Below are 15301 nucleotides of genomic sequence, written 5' to 3' on the forward strand. Positions count from 1 at the left end.
CTCGACCCGGAGATGATCAACGAGGTGCTGGAGGTCATGCAGCAGCTCGCCCGGGACGGCATGACGATGGTCGTCGTCACCCACGAGATGGGCTTCGCCCGCTCCGCCGCCAACCGCGTGGTCTTCATGGCCGACGGCCGCATCGTCGAGGAGGCGCGGCCGGACCAGTTCTTCAGCAACCCGCGCAGTGACCGTGCCAAGGACTTCCTCTCGAAGATCCTGCACCACTGACCGCACCGGCGCCCCGCCGCCGGACCGGCCCGTTCGGCCCTCCCGTCACGGCTGCCCCGAACCACTCCGCTCCACCTGCAGACGCAAAGGATGTTCACCATGAAGCTCCGCAAGACCGTCGCAGCCGCCGCCGTGGCACTGGCCCTCACCGCGACCGCCACCGCCTGCGGCAAGTCGGGCAGCCCGGACGACGACAAGGCCGACAAGCCCGGCGACGGCAAGTCCGCACCGGCCGTGCCGACCTACAAGGTGAACACCTCGGCCGACGTCAAGGGTTCGCCCGTCTTCGACCGGATCAAGGGCAAGACGATCACCATCGGCACCAAGGCCGACCAGCCCGGCCTGGGCTACGAGAACCCCACCTCCAAGAAGCGCACCGGCTTCGACGTGGAGATCGCCCGGATGATCGCGGCCGACCTCGGCTTCGACGAGGCCCACATCAAGTTCAAGACGGTGCCGTCCGAGGCCCGCGAGACGCAGCTCGCCAGTGGCGGCGTCGACTTCTACGTCGGCACGTACACGATCAACGACGAGCGCAAGAAGCAGGTCGACTTCGCCGGCCCGTACTACGTCGCCGGCCAGGACCTGCTGGTGAAGTCCGACAGCAGCATCAAGGGCCCCGAGGACCTCAAGGGCAAGAAGGTCTGCTCGGTGACCGGCTCGACGCCGCTCAAGCGCATCAAGGAGCCCAAGTACGGCGTGGGCGAGGTCAAGGCCCAGCAGGGCTACCAGCTGTGCGTCCAGGAGCTCGTGTCCGGCACGGTCGACGCCGTGACGACCGACGACACCCTCCTCAAGGGCTACGCCGCCGAGAACAAGGGCGCCCTGAAGGTGGTCGGCAAGCCGTTCTCCACGGAGCCCTACGGCGTGGGCGTGAAGAAGGACGACAAGGCGCTGCGCATGGCCATCAACGACGCCATCGAGGCGCACGAGAAGAACGGCGACTGGAAGAAGGCCTACGACGCCACCATCGGCCTCTCCGGGGTCGCCGCGCCGAACCCGCCCGCGGTCGACCGCTACTGATCCGCACGTGATTCGCTACTGATCAGCCGGGAGCGCTGCCTTGAACGTTCTGTCGGACCACTTCGCGGAGTTCCGCGAAGGATTCCTCGGCACCGTGGAGCTCACGGGGCTCAGCGGCCTGCTGGCCCTGGTGCTGGGCATACTGATGGCGGCGTTCCGGGTCTCCCCGGTGCCCGCCCTGCGAATATTCGGCACCACGTGGGTGACGCTGCTGCGCAACACCCCGCTGGTGCTGCTCTTCCTCGCCGTCACCCTGGGCCTGCCCGCCCTCGGGCTCAAGGGCTGGGACTCCTTCTGGCTCGCCGTGCTGACGCTCGGGTGCTACACCTCGGCGTTCATCTGCGAGGCCGTCCGGTCCGGCATCAACTCCGTACCGGTGGGCCAGGCGGAGGCCGCCCGCTCGATCGGGATGACCTTCAACCAGACGCTGAGCCAGGTCGTGCTGCCCCAGGCCACCCGCACCGCGGTGCCGCCCATCGGCAGCCTGATGATCGCCCTCACCAAGAACACGGCGATCGCCTCCGGCTTCAACGTGACCCAGCTGGGCTCGGTGCAGAAGTCGCTCAACGCCGACACCGGTTACAACATCTACGTGATCTTCCTCTGGATCGCGGTCTGCTACATCATCATCACCCTCGCGGTCAGCGGCCTGTTCCGGCTGCTGGAGAACCGGCTGGCGGTGGCCCGGTGAGCGCGAACGTCCTCTACGACGCACCCGGCCCCCGGGCGCGGGCCCGCAACCGCCTCTACGGGGCGCTGTCCACCGTTTCGATCCTCGGTCTGATCGCCTTCATCATCTACAGGCTGGACGACACCGGTCAGTTCCAGGCCGGACTGTGGGACGACTACGAATACAGCGACACCCACCAGCGCATCGTCGACGGCCTGCTGACGACCCTGAAGACGTTCGCGATCGCGGCGGTGCTCTCGCTCTCCCTCGGCGCGGTGCTGGCGGCCGCCCGGCTGTCCGACCACCGGCCGGTGCGCTGGGCCGCAACAGTGGTGGTGGAGTTCTTCCGCTCCATGCCGCTGATGATCATGATCTTCCTGCTGTTCGCGGGCGTCTTCACCAACGATCCGATGTGGGCGCTGGTCATCGGGCTCACGCTCTACAACGGCTCCGTGCAGGCCGAGATCTTCCGGTCCGGGATCAACGCGGTGCCCCGCGGCCAGAGCGAGGCCGCCTACGCGCTCGGGCTGCGCAAGACGCAGGTGATGTCGAGCATCCTGATCCCGCAGGGCGTACGGACGATGCTGCCGTCGATCATCAGCCAGCTCGTGGTGACCCTGAAGGACACCTCGCTCGGGTTCATCATCCTCTACGAGGAGCTGCTCTTCGTGGGCAAGGCCTTCGCCGAGCAGACCAAGCCCGTGAACGGCGTCTACGCCTTCATCCCGATGGTGATCATCTTCGGTTCGATCTACATCCTGCTCTGCCTGGCGCTGTCTTCGGTGGCCACCTGGGTCGAACGGCGCACGCAGCGCTCGCGCAAGGGCAGCCCGCCCGCGATGTCGACGGCCGGAGGCGCCGTCACGACCGGGTCCGCCGGGGGCGCGGACGGCGCCTCCGGCGCACACGACCCCCGCACGGACTGATCCTCCGCAGGTGACGCCCCGTCGGCCGGGCCGGCCGGCGGGGCGCGCCGCGTGCGGCGCGCCGCGGCGAGCGCCCTGATCACTTGACGCACGCACCCGCAGTGGGTTGCATACGTTCTGTGATCGAGCACCGCGTTCCCCCCGTCGGATCCCGAACGTCCCGTACGCCCCGTACGTACCGTGGAGCCCCGGGCAGGGATCTCGGCCGCAGCGCGCACCGGGGAGCCGTGCCGTGGACCCGGTGATCGTCGTCGGGGCCGGCCCGGTCGGCCTCGTGCTCGCCCTCTCCCTCGCCCGCCACGACGTGCGCGTCGTCCTCCTCGACGAGGCCTCCGAGGGCCCCGCGCCGGGCGAGGAGCGCCTGGCCCGGACGGTCGTGCTCGGCCCGGACACCGCGGCCATGGTGGAGCGGCTGGGATGCGACACGCAGGACGGCACCCGCTGGGCGGGCTGGCGCACCATGCGCCGCCGCACGGTGGTCGGCCGGCTGGCGTTCACGGGCCCCGGGGAAGCCGCGGAAGCGGGCGCGGCCGAGGGTGCGGTGGCGGCCGGCCCCTCGCCGCTGCACCTGCCGCAGCACGCGCTGACGCGGGAGCTGAAAGCCGCGCTCGTCTCGGAGGAGAAGGTACGCATCGTCCGCGGGGGCCGTCTGGAGAACCTGCGGCAGGACGCCTTCGGCGTCTCCGCCCACCTCCGCGGCGACAAGGGCTCCGCATGGCGGGGCAGTTACCTGGTCGGCTGCGACGGCGCCCGGTCGACCGTGCGCAAGCTGCTCGGCGCGCGCTTCCCCGGGCGCACGGCCGTCGAGCGGTACGCGGTCGCCGCGCTCCGGGCCGAGCTGCCGTGGCCCGGCGAGGCCGTGCTGCACCGGTCGCCCGCACGGGGCGGGGAGGTGACGGCCCGTCCCCTGCCGGACGGCGTTTGGCGGCTCGACTGGCCGCTGCCGCCCGGCGGCGAACTCGTCACGCCCGACGCGCTCCTGGCCCGCGTGCGCGACTCGCTGGCCACCTGGTGCGACGACGTCCCGCCGTACGAGCTCCTGGACACCGGCGTGCACCTCGTGCACCACCGCCTCACGCGCCGGATGCGCACCGGCCGCGCCTTCCTCGCCGGGGACGCCGCGCACCTGCTGGGCGCGCTCGGCACCCAGGGCCTGGACGAGGGGCTGCGCGACGCCGCGAACCTCGCCTGGAAGCTGGCCCTGGCCTGGCACCACGGCGCCTCCGAAGCCCTGCTCGACAGCTACCAGGCCGAGCGGCGCGGGGCCATCGGGGACCGGCTGCGCGCCGCCGACCGGGCGCTGCCGGCGGTACGGGGTGAGGGCGGGTGGAGCAGCGTGCGCCGCACGCTGGTGCCGGGCGCCCTGCGCGGGCACGACGAACTGCTCACCGACGGCCACCTCGGGCGCGGGCAGCTCAGCACGCCCCCCTCGTACGCCCGCACGCCCCTGGCACCGTCCGCACCGCCCGCCGGCTCCGTCGCCGTGGACACCCCGCTGGGGGCCCAGGCGGAGAACGTCACGGTGACGGCGCCGGACGGCACCCTCGTGCGGCTGCGCGACCGGCTCGGCGGCGATCTCCTGGTGCTCCTGACGGCGCCGGGCAGCGGGGTGTGGGAGCGGCGGCACTGGGCGGACGCCGGGCTCATGCCGCAGCTGGCGGCCGCCGTCAGCGCCCTGCCCATGCGCGCCGAGCTGCTGGTCACCGACGAGTACCCGGGCGCTCCAGCCCACACGGTGCTGGTGGTGCGCCCGGACGGGCACCTGGTCGCGGCGCTCGCCGGCGTACGACCCGCGGAGCTCTTCGCGTGCGCGGACGCCGTACGGGGCGGTGCGGCCGGCGGTGCGGAGCCCGCGGACGAGGGCCGGAACGGCTCTGCCGGGGCCTCGGCGGCGGGTGCGGATGCGAGCGCGGCGGGCACGGCCTCCGGGGACGGCGAGCGCGCGGGGAGCGCGCAGCCGCCGTCGGAAGCCCCCAGTGAAGCCGCAGCCAACCGTTGACCTGCACCGAACGCCATGGTTGACTACGGACCGTGACTGACACCGGCGCGCACTTCTGGCGGAGGGTCCATCTGGACCTGCTCCGCTACGCGGGCTGCGTCTGTCGTCCGTCCTGCTGATCCGCATTCCCTCCGCGCGGCCTGCGTGTGCGCTCTGTGCGCCGGCCGCCGCGCGCTCCTTCGCGATCACTCAGGACGGTTCCCGTGTTCCTTCCCCTGCCCACGCCCGTGCCCGGCTCCTCCACGGTCTCCCCCGGCTCCCCCGGCGCGCCCTCCGAGGCCGACCTGCTCGCCTTCGCCCGCCGTGCGGCCGCCGACGCACAGCTGGTCTCCTCCCTCCCGCTGGATCCCCAGGGCCGCACCTGGATGCGGCTGAACGGGCCGGGTGACAGCGAGGCCTGGCTCATCGGCTGGCCGCCCGGCACCGGCACCGGCTGGCACGACCACGGCGGCTCGCACGGCGCGTTCGCCACGGCCGGCGGCGTGCTGACCGAGCACTCGCTCGCGGCCCGGATGCCCACCGACGGCTGGCGGAGCCTGGAGCTGGCGGACGGCATCGACCGGGAGCGGCGGCTCTCCGAGGGAGAGGGCCGGGCCTTCGGCGCCCACCACGTGCACCAGGTGTTCAACGCGTCGGCGGAGCAGCACGCGGTGTCCGTCCACGCGTACTACCCGCCGCTGCCGCTGATGAGGCGGTACAGCCGCAGCGGGCCGGTGCTGCGGCTGGAGCAGGTCGAATGGCCGGAGGAGTGGGCGTGAGGGTCGAGGAGCTCCTGGCGGCCGCCCGGGAGGGCCTGGACCGGCTCGGCCCCGCCGAGGCCGCGGCCGCACAGGCCGGGGGCGGGCTGCTGGTGGACATCCGGTACGCGGCGCTGCGCGAGCGCGACGGGCTCGTCCCCGGCGCTCTGGTGGTGGAGCGCAACGAGCTGGAATGGCGGCTCGACCCGCAGTGCGAGCACCGCGCCGCCGAGGCGACCGGGCACGATCTGAGGGTGGTCGTCATCTGCAACGAGGGTTACGCCTCCAGCCTGGCCGCAGCCTCCCTGCGCCTGCTGGGCCTGCACCGCGCCACGGACCTGGCGGGCGGTTTCCAGGCCTGGCGCGCGGCGGGCCTGCCGGTGGACACCGGGGACGTGACGCTCGCCGGAAGGTGACGGCTCGCCCGGACATGACGGCGGCCGCGGCGGCATGACGGCGCCCGGCGGGCGGCGCCGCCGCGGGGCCTATACGTCCGGCAGGCAGTGGTCCAGCAGCTCCGGGTCCTCGCCCTCCTCCTCCAGCGCGCGGCGCACCACGCGCAGGGCGAGGCCCTCGGAATAGCCCTTGCGGGCGAGCATCCCGGCGAGGCGGCGCAGCCGCTTCTCGCGGTCCAGCCCGCGGGTGGCGCGGAGCTTGCGCTCGACCAGCTCGCGGGCGGTGCGCTCCTCCTGCTCGGCGTCGAGCTGTCCCACGGCCTCGTCGATCACGGCGGAGTCCACGCCCTTGGTGCGCAGCTCGCGCGCCAGGGCCCGGCGGGCCAGGCCCCGGCCGTGGTGCCGGGACTCGACCCAGGCCCCGGCGAACGCCGAGTCGTCGATCAGGCCCACGTCCTCGAAACGGGACAGGACCTCCTCGGCGACCTCGTCCGGGATGCCCCGCTTGGCCAGGGCGTCGGCGAGCTGCTTGCGGGTGCGCGGGGTCCCGGTGAGCAGGCGCAGGCAGATCGCCCGCGCCTGCTCCTCGGGCCGCGGCGGTGCCCCGTCGTCCCCGGCCCTCGACAGGGAGGGGGCGCCACCGCCGGTACGGTCGTCCACGTCCGGTCCCGGAGGGTCGTCCCCGGCGCCCGGCCGGGGGTACTCCCATCGCCGTGTCATGGATCAGCTCTTGGCAGCCGTGGCCTTGGCCGCCTTCGCCGTGGACTTCGCCGGGGCGGGCACGGACTTGGCCGACTCGGCGGCCTCGGCGCCCGCGGCGTCAGCGGCGGGCTCGCCGTCCTTGTCGCCGGGCTTGACGCCCACGCCCAGCTTCTCCTTGATCTTCTTCTCGATCTCGTTGGCGAGGTCGGGGTTGTCCTTGAGGAAGTTGCGGGCGTTCTCCTTGCCCTGGCCGAGCTGGTCGCCCTCGTACGTGTACCAGGCGCCGGCCTTGCGGATGAAGCCGTGCTCGACGCCCATGTCGATCAGGCCGCCCTCGCGGCTGATGCCCTGGCCGTAGAGGATGTCGAACTCGGCCTGCTTGAAGGGCGGCGCGACCTTGTTCTTGACGACCTTGCAGCGGGTGCGGTTGCCGACGGCCTCCGTGCCGTCCTTCAGGGTCTCGATGCGGCGGATGTCGATGCGCACCGAGGCGTAGAACTTCAGCGCCCGGCCACCGGTCGTGGTCTCGGGGGAGCCGAACATCACGCCGATCTTCTCGCGGAGCTGGTTGATGAAGATCGCGGTGGTCTTGGACTGGTTGAGCGCGCTGGTGATCTTCCGGAGCGCCTGGCTCATCAGGCGGGCCTGGAGACCGACGTGCGAGTCGCCCATCTCGCCCTCGATCTCCGCGCGCGGAACCAGGGCCGCGACGGAGTCGATGACGATCAGGTCGAGCGCGCCGGAGCGGACCAGCATGTCGACGATCTCGAGGGCCTGCTCGCCGTTGTCCGGCTGGGACAGGATGAGGTTGTCGATGTCGACGCCGAGCTTCTTGGCGTACTCGGGGTCCAGCGCGTGCTCGGCGTCCACGAAGGCCACCGTGCCGCCGGCCCGCTGCGCGTTGGCCACGGCGTGCAGGGTCAGGGTCGTCTTACCGGAGGACTCCGGTCCGTAGATCTCCACCACACGGCCGCGCGGGAGCCCGCCGACGCCGAGGGCGACGTCGAGAGCGGTCGACCCGGTGGAGATGACCTCGATCGGCTCGTTCGGCCGCTCTCCGAGGCGCATCACGGCGCCCTTGCCGAATTGCCGTTCAATCTGTGCGAGTGCGGCGTCCAGCGCCTTCTCGCGGTCGGTGCCTGCCATGGGTTCCACCCGGTTTGCTTGAGTCGATCGCTTCACGTCCACGACGCTAACGCCTGCCACTGACAATGCGCCCGGGCGTCGCTCCCGCCTGTGGATAACCCGGCCCGCGAAGGGCCCCGGGACACGGTCCCGCCCACGGCTCCACAGCGCCGGGGAACCCATAAGAATGGATGTTCGATTTTGCTGTCAAGCGCGCCACTCCGGGCCCGGCGCCACCTCGTACCGCCTCACGTACGCGCCGAGGAAGGCCTGCAGCGTCGCCGTCGCCGGGATGGCCACCAGCGCTCCCACGGCCCCGAGCAGCGCGGCGCCCGCCACCACCGACCCGAAGGCGACGGCGGGGTGGATGTCGACGGTCCGCGAGGTGATGCGCGGCTGCAGCACGTAGTTCTCGAACTGCTGGTAGACCACGACGAAGCCGAGCACCCAGACCGCGTACCAGGGGTTCACCGTGAAGGCGAGCAGCACGGGCAGGGCACCCGCGAGGTAGGTGCCGATGGTCGGGATGAACTGGGAGACGAAGCCCACCCAGATCGCGAGGGCCGGGGCGTAGGGCACCCCGAGGATCACCAGCAGCACGTAGTGGGCGATGCCGGAGATCAGCGCCATCAGGCCGCGCGAGTAGATGTAGCCGCCGGTCTTGGCGACGGCGAGCTCCCAGGCGCGCAGCACCTCGGCCTGCCGGCGGGGCGGCAGCACGGAGCACAGGGCACGGCGCAGCCGGGGCCCGTCGGCCGCGAAGTAGAACGAGAACAGCAGCACGGTCAGCAGCTGGAACAGCCCGCCCAGGACGGTGGCCGAGATGTCCAGGACGCCGCTGGCGCTGCTCTTCACGTACCGCTGGAGCCATTCCGAGTGCAGCAGGCTCTCCTGGACCGCGACGCGGGACAGGCTCGTGCGGAACACCCGGTTGACCCACTTGATCACCGAGTCCAGGTAGGAGGGGAAGTTCTCCACCATGGTCATGATCTGGTCGGCGAGCATCGAGCCGAGCAGCGCGAAGAAGCCCGCGACGACGATGGTGACGGTGAGGAAGACCAGGCCCGTCGCGAGCCCGCGGCGCATGCCGCGGGCGGACAGCCGCGACACGGCCGGCTCGATGGCCAGGGCGAGGAAGAACGCGATCAGGATGTTGAGCAGCAGGCCGATGAGCTGCTGGAAGGCCCAGACCGCCAGCATGAAGCAGGCGAGCAGGGCGAGCGCGGTCACCATCGCGCGGGGCAGCCAGCGCGGCATGGCGGTACCGGTGTCGGTGCCGGACGGTTCGGGCGGAGGCGGTGGGGCGGGTTCCGGAGCGGGGTCGTCTGCCACGCCTCAAGTGTGGCCTATCGGATGAAACGGAACGCCGCGGCAGCCGCCCGGTATGTCACCGTCTGTCCTCGGGAACCTCCATCGCCCTGCACACCGCGCGCCACACGTCCTTGGCGTTCCAGCCGGCGTCCAGGGCCTGGTGCACCGTCCTTCCGCCCAGCTCGGACATCACGTGGTCACGTGCGAAGGAGTCGGCGTACGCCGCGCCGAAATGATTCGCCATCCGCTGCCAGAAAACCGTCAACCGCATGCGCCCAGTATCCCGCCCCTGAGGGTGCTGCCCGGCACGAGGCGCTGACCTGGGGCCGTTCCCCGGCCTACGGTCGGTGCATGGCCCGATCCGGAACATCCCCCGCAGTCCGTGCCGAACAGTTCATCTGGCTGACCGCCCGCGTCCTGGAGCAGCGGAGATTCGCCTTCCACTTCCTGGACGGCGACCCCGGCGCCGTGGAAGCCGCCCTGACGGCCTACCTCGGTGAGGACGGCGGGTACGGCTTCGCCCTGGAGCCGGATCTGCGCGGTCCGGTGAGCCAGCCGCTGCACACCGTCTACGCGCTGCGCGTCCTCGACGAGATCGGGCGCTGCGGCGACCGGCGCATGGAGCGCGTCTGCCGCTACCTGACGTCCGTCTCCACCTCCGACGGCGCCCTGCCCGCGCTCCACCCCTCGCTGCGCGGCTATCCGGCGGCCCCGTGGATCCCGGTGGTGGAGGACCCGCCGAGCGACCTGCTGGCCACCGGCCCCGTGGTGGGACTGCTGCACCGCAACGAGGTCTGGCACGCCTGGCTGTTCCGGGCGACCGACTTCTGCTGGGCCGCGGTCGAGGCCCTCGGGAACGGGACGAGAACTCACCCGTACGAGGTGGAGGCGGCCGTCGCCTTCCTGGACGGGGCACCCGACCGGGCGCGTGCCCGTACCGCGGCCGAGCGCCTCGGCCGGGTCGTGCGGGAGCAGCGACTGGCCGTCCTGGACCCCGCGCGCGTGGCCGACTACCCCGTCGCGGAGGGGTACGCCCCGGGCGAGCACCACTACCCGCACGACTTCGCACCCGCCCCGGACTCGTCGGCCCGCCCCTGGTTCACCGATGCCGAGCTGGACCGCTCGCTGGACTTCCTCGCCGCCTCGCAGCAGGAGGACGGCGGCTGGCCGATCCGCTGGCGCGAGTGGGCCCCCGGCACCCGCCTGGAGAGCCGGCCGATGGTGACCCTCGCCGCGCTGCTGACCCTGCGCGCGTACGGCCGCACCGTGTGACGGCCGCCTCCGCCGCCCCTCCCCCCGCCGCGCCCGTTCCGCCCGACCGCATGGGCTGACCTGCGGGTCCGGGGCATTGTCAGTGGTGCGGTGCACGATGGGTGGCATGGCGGACGAGACGGCGGCCGGTGCGGCGGCGGGTGCGGACGGGGCCCTCGCGGGGTTCTCCCCGGCGACGCGCGCCTGGTTCACGGGAGCCTTCAGCGCGCCCACGGCGGCGCAGGAAGGAGCCTGGCGGGCCATCGGCGAGGGGTCGGACGTCCTGGTGGTCGCGCCGACGGGGTCCGGCAAGACGCTGGCGGCCTTCCTCGCCTCGCTCGACCGGCTGGCGAGCGCCCCACCGCCGGCCGAGACCAAGAAGCGCTGCCGGGTGCTCTACGTGTCCCCCCTCAAGGCCCTCGCGGTGGACGTGGAGCGCAATCTCCGCAGCCCGCTGACCGGTATCCGGCAGGCGGCCGTCCGCCTGGGGCTGCCCGAGCCGGAGGTGCGCGTCGGGATCCGCTCCGGCGACACCCCGCCCGCCGAGCGCCGGGCCCTCGTCAACCGCCCGCCGGACATCCTGATCACGACCCCCGAGTCGCTCTTCCTGATGCTCACGTCCGCCGCGAGGGACGCGCTCAAGGGCGTGGAGACCGTCATCCTCGACGAGGTGCACGCGGTCGCGGGCACCAAGCGGGGCGCCCACCTCGCCCTGTCCCTGGAGCGGCTCGACACTCTGCTGCCCCGCCCCGCGCGGCGCATCGGCCTCTCCGCGACGGTCCGGCCGGTGGACGAGGTGGCCCGGTATCTCTCGCCGCAGCGGCGGGTGGAGATCGTCCAGCCGCCGTCCGGCAAGGAGTTCGACCTCTCGGTGGTCGTCCCGGTGCAGGATCTGGGCGAGCTGGGTGCGTCACCGGTCCAGGACGGCGGTGACGGCAAGGACAGGCCGTCCATCTGGCCCCATGTGGAGGAGCGGATCGCCGATCTCGTCCAGGCGCACCGTTCCACCATCGTCTTCGCCAACTCCCGCCGGCTGGCCGAGCGGCTGTGCAACCGGCTGAACGAGATCGCCTACGAGCGCGCCACGGGCGCGCCCCTGCCCGAGCACCACTCCCCCGCCGAGCTGATGGCCGAGTCCGGCGCGGCCAAGGGGGCACCGCCGGTCCTCGCCCGCGCGCACCACGGCTCGGTCTCCAAGGAGCAGCGGGCCCTGGTCGAGGAGGACCTCAAGGCGGGCCGGCTGCCCGCCGTCGTCGCCACGTCCAGCCTGGAGCTGGGCATCGACATGGGCGCGGTGGACCTGGTCGTCCAGGTCGAGTCGCCGCCGTCGGTCGCCTCGGGGCTGCAGCGGGTCGGCCGCGCGGGCCACCAGGTCGGCGCGGTGTCCACGGGCGTCGTCTTCCCCAAGTACCGGGGGGACCTGGTGCAGGCGGCCGTGGTGACCGAGCGGATGCGCTCGGGGGGCATCGAGTCCCTGCGGGTGCCCGCCAATCCGCTGGACGTCCTGGCCCAGCAGGTCGTCGCCATGGTCTCCGTCGACACCTGGGACGTGGAGGAGCTGCTGGCCCTGGTGCGGCGGGCCGCCCCCTTCGCGTCCCTGCCGGAGTCGGCCTACACCGCGGTGCTCGACATGCTCGCGGGCCGCTATCCGTCCGACGCCTTCGCCGAACTGCGGCCGCGCCTGGTGTGGGACCGCGTCGCCGGTACGGTCACGGGCCGCCCGGGCGCGCAGCGGCTCGCCGTCACCTCGGGCGGCACCATCCCCGACCGCGGGCTGTTCGGCGTCTTCCTGGCCGGCGCGGAGTCCAAGGACGGCGCCAAGGGCGGGCGCCGGGTCGGCGAGCTGGACGAGGAGATGGTCTACGAGTCGCGCGTGGGCGACGTCTTCACCCTGGGCACCACCTCGTGGCGGATCGAGGACATCACGCGCGACCGCGTCCTCGTCACCCCCGCGCCCGGCGTCCCGGGGCGGCTGCCGTTCTGGAAGGGCGACCAGCTGGGGCGCCCCCTCGAACTGGGCCGCGCCCTGGGCGCCTTCCTGCGCGAGGTCGGCTCCGCGGACGCGGACGCCGCCCGGGAGCGGCTCTCCTCCGCCGGCCTCGACGCCTGGGCGGCGGACAACGTCCTTGCCTACCTGAGCGAGCAGCGCCAGGCCTGCGGGCACGTCCCGGACGACCGGACCATCGTCGTGGAGCGCTTCCGCGACGAGCTCGGCGACTGGCGCGTCGTCGTCCACTCGCCCTTCGGCGCCCAGGTGCACGCCCCCTGGGCACTGGCCCTGGGCGCCCGCCTCGCCGAGCGGTACGGCATGGACGCCCAGGTGATGCACGCCGACGACGGCATCGTGCTGCGGCTGCCCGACGCCGATCTCATGGGCCTCGACCTGCTGGATGCCGACCCCGCCCGCAAGGGCACGGAGTACGACGGCGAGCAGTCGCCCGTCGGCGCCGCGGACGTCGCCTTCGACAAGGGCGAGATCGACCAGATCGTCACCGACCAGGTCGGGGGCTCGGCCCTGTTCGCCGCGCGCTTCCGCGAGTGCGCCGCCCGGGCCCTGCTGCTTCCCCGGCGCAACCCCGGCAAGCGCACCCCGCTGTGGCAGCAGCGCCAGCGCGCCGCGCAGTTGCTGCAGGTCGCCGGGGAGTTCGGTTCGTTCCCGATCATCCTGGAGGCCGTCCGCGAGTGCCTCCAGGACGTCTTCGACGTCCCCGGTCTCACCGAGCTCATGGGCGACATCGAATCGCGCCGCGTCCGGCTGGTGGAGGTGACCACCCCGGAGCCCTCCCCGTTCGCCCGCTCGCTGCTCTTCGGCTACGTCGCCCAGTTCCTCTACGAGGGGGACTCGCCGCTCGCGGAGCGCCGTGCCGCCGCCCTGTCGCTGGACTCGCGGCTGCTCGCCGAGCTCCTGGGCCAGGCCGAGCTGCGCGAGTTGCTCGACGCGGAGGTCCTGGCCGAGCTGGAGCGCGAGCTGCAGTGGCTGACGGAGGACCGGCGCGCCAAGGACCGCGAAGGCGTCGCCGATCTGCTGCGCCTGCTGGGCCCGCTGACCGACGCCGGCCTGGCCGGGCGCGGCGCCGACCCGGCCTGGGTACGGGAGCTGGCGGAGTCCCGGCGCGCCGTCCGGGTACGGGTCGCCGGGGAGGAGCGCTGGGCGGCCGTCGAGGATGCGGGGCGGCTGCGCGACGCCCTGGGCACGGCCCTGCCCGTCGGCGTCCCCGAGGCGTTCACCGAGCCCGTCAAGGACCCGCTGGGCGACCTCCTCGCCCGCTACGCCCGCACCCACGGCCCCTTCACCTCGGCCGAGGCCGCCGCCCACTTCGGCCTGGGCACGGCCGTGACCGACGGCGCGCTGCAGCGCCTCATGGCCGGCGGCCGCGTCGTCCAGGGCGAGTTCCACCCCTCCGGCATCGGCCAGGAGTGGTGCGACGCGGCGGTCCTGCGCAGGCTGCGCCGCCGCTCCCTCGCGGCGCTGCGGCACGAGCTGGAGCCCGTACCGCCCGCCGCGCTGGCCGCGTTCCTCCCCCAGTGGCAGCACGTCGGCACCCACAGCCTGCGCGGCGTCGACGGGCTGCTGCGCGCAATCGAGCAGTTGCAGGGCGCGCCCGTCCCGGCGTCGGCCCTGGAGAAGCTGGTGCTCCCCGGCCGCGTGCGCGACTTCTCCCCGGCCATGCTCGACGAACTCACCGCGGCGGGCGAGGTGGTGTGGGCCGGAGCCGGCGCCCTCCCCGGCAAGGACGGCTGGGTGTCCCTGCTGCTCGCCGACGCGGCCCCGCTGCTGCTGCCCGAGCCCCACCCGCTGGAGCTCTCCCCCGTCCACCAGGCGGTGCTCGACGCGCTCTCCGGCGGCTACGGCCTGTTCTTCCGTCAGATCGCCGAGCGCGTGCGCGCCGCCGTCCCCGACGTCACGGAGCCGCAGATCGCCGACGCCCTGTGGGACCTCGCCTGGTCCGGCCGGCTCACCAACGACACCCTCGCCCCGCTGCGCGCCCTCCTCGGCTCGGGGCGGACGGCGGGTTCCACGGCGCACCGCGCCAAGCGCGCGGTGCCGCGCGGCCGTTACGGCTCCTTCACCGCACGCGGCGGCCTGCCCACGTCGCCGACCGCCTCCCGCGGAGGCCCGCCCACGGTCGCGGGCCGCTGGTCCCTGCTGCCCGGGCACGAGCCCGACCCCACGCACCGCGCCCACGCCCTGGCCCGTACGCTCCTCGACCGGCACGGGGTCGTCACCCGCGGAGCGGTGGCCGCCGAGGGCGTGGAGGGCGGCTTCTCCGCCGCGTACCGCGTGCTGTCCGTCTTCGAGGAGAGCGGCCAGGCGCGCCGCGGCTACGTGGTCGAGGGCCTGGGGGCCGCGCAGTTCGCCATGGACGGCGCCGTCGACCGGCTGCGGGCCGCGAGCACGGCCCGCGACCGGGCGGCAGGCGGCACCCCCGCCGCCGCGGGCACCATGCCGTGGGAGGCTCCGTCCACGGCCCCGCGCCGTACCCGGGCCGTCGTCCTCGCCGCGGCCGACCCCGCCAACGCCTACGGCGCGGCGCTCTCCTGGCCCGAGCCGCCCGCCGAAGCCACCCACAAGCCGGGCCGCAAGGCGGGGTCCCTGGTCGTGCTCCTCGACGGCGCCCTCGCCCTGTACATGGAGCGCGGCGGCAAGACCCTGATCGCCTGGCCGCAGCAGGAGGGGGCCGAGACGGCCGACGCGGACGACCCGGGGCTGCGTGAAGCAGCCGAGGCGCTCGCCGGGGCGGCCCGCGCGGGCGCGCTCGGCACCGTCACCGTCGAGCGCATCAACGGCACCGCCGCGCTGTCCTCCCCTCTGGGCCCCTTGCTGGAGGCGGCGGGCTTCCACGCCACGCCCAAGGGCCTGCGCCTGCGCGCACCCTGAGCCGGAAGCCGGACAAGAACGGACGACCACGAGAAGCACGGGAAGCAGGAGA

13 protein-coding genes and 1 pseudogene are annotated in these 15301 nt (G+C 73.5%); 10 read left to right on the top strand and 4 right to left on the bottom strand.

Features of this window, described 5'->3' with window-relative positions:
• The 8 genes and pseudogenes from NQU55_RS33625 to NQU55_RS33655 form a co-directional block, all read left to right on the top strand.
• Nucleotides 1-231 (top strand): annotated as a pseudogene (locus NQU55_RS33625) (amino acid ABC transporter ATP-binding protein); the annotation flags it as partial.
• 99 nt (nt 232-330) lie between these two features.
• Nucleotides 331-1254 carry a glutamate ABC transporter substrate-binding protein gene (locus NQU55_RS33630; protein WP_168096326.1) on the top strand — a complete coding sequence of 308 codons (924 nt, stop codon included), beginning with the start codon at nt 331-333 and terminating at the stop codon, nt 1252-1254.
• A gap of 40 nt (nt 1255-1294) precedes the next feature.
• Nucleotides 1295-1945: an amino acid ABC transporter permease gene (locus NQU55_RS33635; RefSeq protein WP_168096327.1), complete on the top strand. Its 651-nt coding sequence runs from the start codon at nt 1295-1297 to the stop codon at nt 1943-1945.
• Nucleotides 1942-2850, top strand: a complete 909-nt coding sequence (locus NQU55_RS33640; protein ID WP_168096328.1) for an amino acid ABC transporter permease — start codon at nt 1942-1944, stop codon at nt 2848-2850. Before NQU55_RS33635 ends, NQU55_RS33640 begins: the two co-directional genes overlap by 4 nt.
• Before the next feature lie 232 nt (nt 2851-3082).
• On the top strand, nt 3083-4849 hold the full coding sequence (locus NQU55_RS33645; RefSeq protein WP_256791718.1) for an FAD-dependent monooxygenase: 1767 nt from the start codon (nt 3083-3085) through the stop codon (nt 4847-4849).
• 32 nt (nt 4850-4881) lie between these two features.
• Nucleotides 4882-4968, top strand: a complete 87-nt coding sequence (locus NQU55_RS37235) for a putative leader peptide (RefSeq protein WP_372504864.1) — start codon at nt 4882-4884, stop codon at nt 4966-4968.
• 84 nt (nt 4969-5052) lie between these two features.
• On the top strand, nt 5053-5607 hold the full coding sequence (locus tag NQU55_RS33650; RefSeq protein ID WP_256791719.1) for a cupin domain-containing protein: 555 nt from the start codon (nt 5053-5055) through the stop codon (nt 5605-5607).
• On the top strand, nt 5586-6002 hold the full coding sequence (locus NQU55_RS33655) for a rhodanese-like domain-containing protein (protein ID WP_168096416.1): 417 nt from the start codon (nt 5586-5588) through the stop codon (nt 6000-6002). Before NQU55_RS33650 ends, NQU55_RS33655 begins: the two co-directional genes overlap by 22 nt.
• 69 nt (nt 6003-6071) lie before the next feature.
• On the opposite strand, the gene recX is transcribed toward NQU55_RS33655, so the two are convergent.
• The 4 genes from recX to NQU55_RS33675 form a co-directional block, all read right to left on the bottom strand.
• Complete coding sequence (gene recX / locus NQU55_RS33660) at nt 6072-6701, bottom strand: recombination regulator RecX (RefSeq protein WP_168096415.1); 630 nt, start codon at nt 6699-6701, stop codon at nt 6072-6074.
• 3 nt (nt 6702-6704) lie between these two features.
• A complete protein-coding gene (recA, locus tag NQU55_RS33665) occupies nt 6705-7829 on the bottom strand; it encodes a recombinase RecA (RefSeq protein ID WP_256791720.1) in 1125 nt (374 codons plus the stop codon).
• A gap of 186 nt (nt 7830-8015) precedes the next feature.
• A complete protein-coding gene (locus tag NQU55_RS33670) occupies nt 8016-9140 on the bottom strand; it encodes an AI-2E family transporter (RefSeq protein ID WP_256791721.1) in 1125 nt (374 codons plus the stop codon).
• 55 nt (nt 9141-9195) lie between these two features.
• Nucleotides 9196-9390 (bottom strand): DUF3046 domain-containing protein, encoded by a 195-nt coding sequence (locus NQU55_RS33675; protein ID WP_168091927.1) that lies wholly within the window; start codon nt 9388-9390, stop codon nt 9196-9198.
• A gap of 80 nt (nt 9391-9470) precedes the next feature.
• On the opposite strand from NQU55_RS33675, the gene NQU55_RS33680 reads away from it, so the two are divergent.
• Both NQU55_RS33680 and NQU55_RS33685 read left to right on the top strand, forming a co-directional pair.
• Nucleotides 9471-10391 carry a hypothetical protein gene (locus NQU55_RS33680; protein WP_168091928.1) on the top strand — a complete coding sequence of 307 codons (921 nt, stop codon included), beginning with the start codon at nt 9471-9473 and terminating at the stop codon, nt 10389-10391.
• Between the two features lie 106 nt (nt 10392-10497).
• Nucleotides 10498-15249: an ATP-dependent helicase gene (locus NQU55_RS33685; RefSeq protein WP_168091929.1), complete on the top strand. Its 4752-nt coding sequence runs from the start codon at nt 10498-10500 to the stop codon at nt 15247-15249.
• Nucleotides 15250-15301 lie beyond the last annotated feature (52 nt).

Origin of the sequence: Streptomyces telluris (assembly GCF_024519335.1) — a bacterium.
Classification (GTDB): Bacteria; Actinomycetota; Actinomycetes; order Streptomycetales; family Streptomycetaceae; genus Streptomyces; species Streptomyces telluris.

Bases quoted from the DNA above. Each gene is read 5' to 3' on its own strand.
- NQU55_RS33630 (WP_168096326.1), top strand. From the start codon at position 331: ATGAAGCTCCGCAAGACCGTCGCAGCCGCCGCCGTGGCACTGGCCCTC.
- NQU55_RS33655 (WP_168096416.1), top strand. From the start codon at position 5,586: ATGGCCGGAGGAGTGGGCGTGAGGGTCGAGGAGCTCCTGGCGGCCGCC.
- recX (WP_168096415.1), bottom strand. From the start codon at position 6,701: ATGACACGGCGATGGGAGTACCCCCGGCCGGGCGCCGGGGACGACCCT.
- recA (WP_256791720.1), bottom strand. From the start codon at position 7,829: ATGGCAGGCACCGACCGCGAGAAGGCGCTGGACGCCGCACTCGCACAG.
- NQU55_RS33675 (WP_168091927.1), bottom strand. From the start codon at position 9,390: ATGCGGTTGACGGTTTTCTGGCAGCGGATGGCGAATCATTTCGGCGCG.
- NQU55_RS33680 (WP_168091928.1), top strand. From the start codon at position 9,471: ATGGCCCGATCCGGAACATCCCCCGCAGTCCGTGCCGAACAGTTCATC.
- NQU55_RS33685 (WP_168091929.1), top strand. From the start codon at position 10,498: ATGGCGGACGAGACGGCGGCCGGTGCGGCGGCGGGTGCGGACGGGGCC.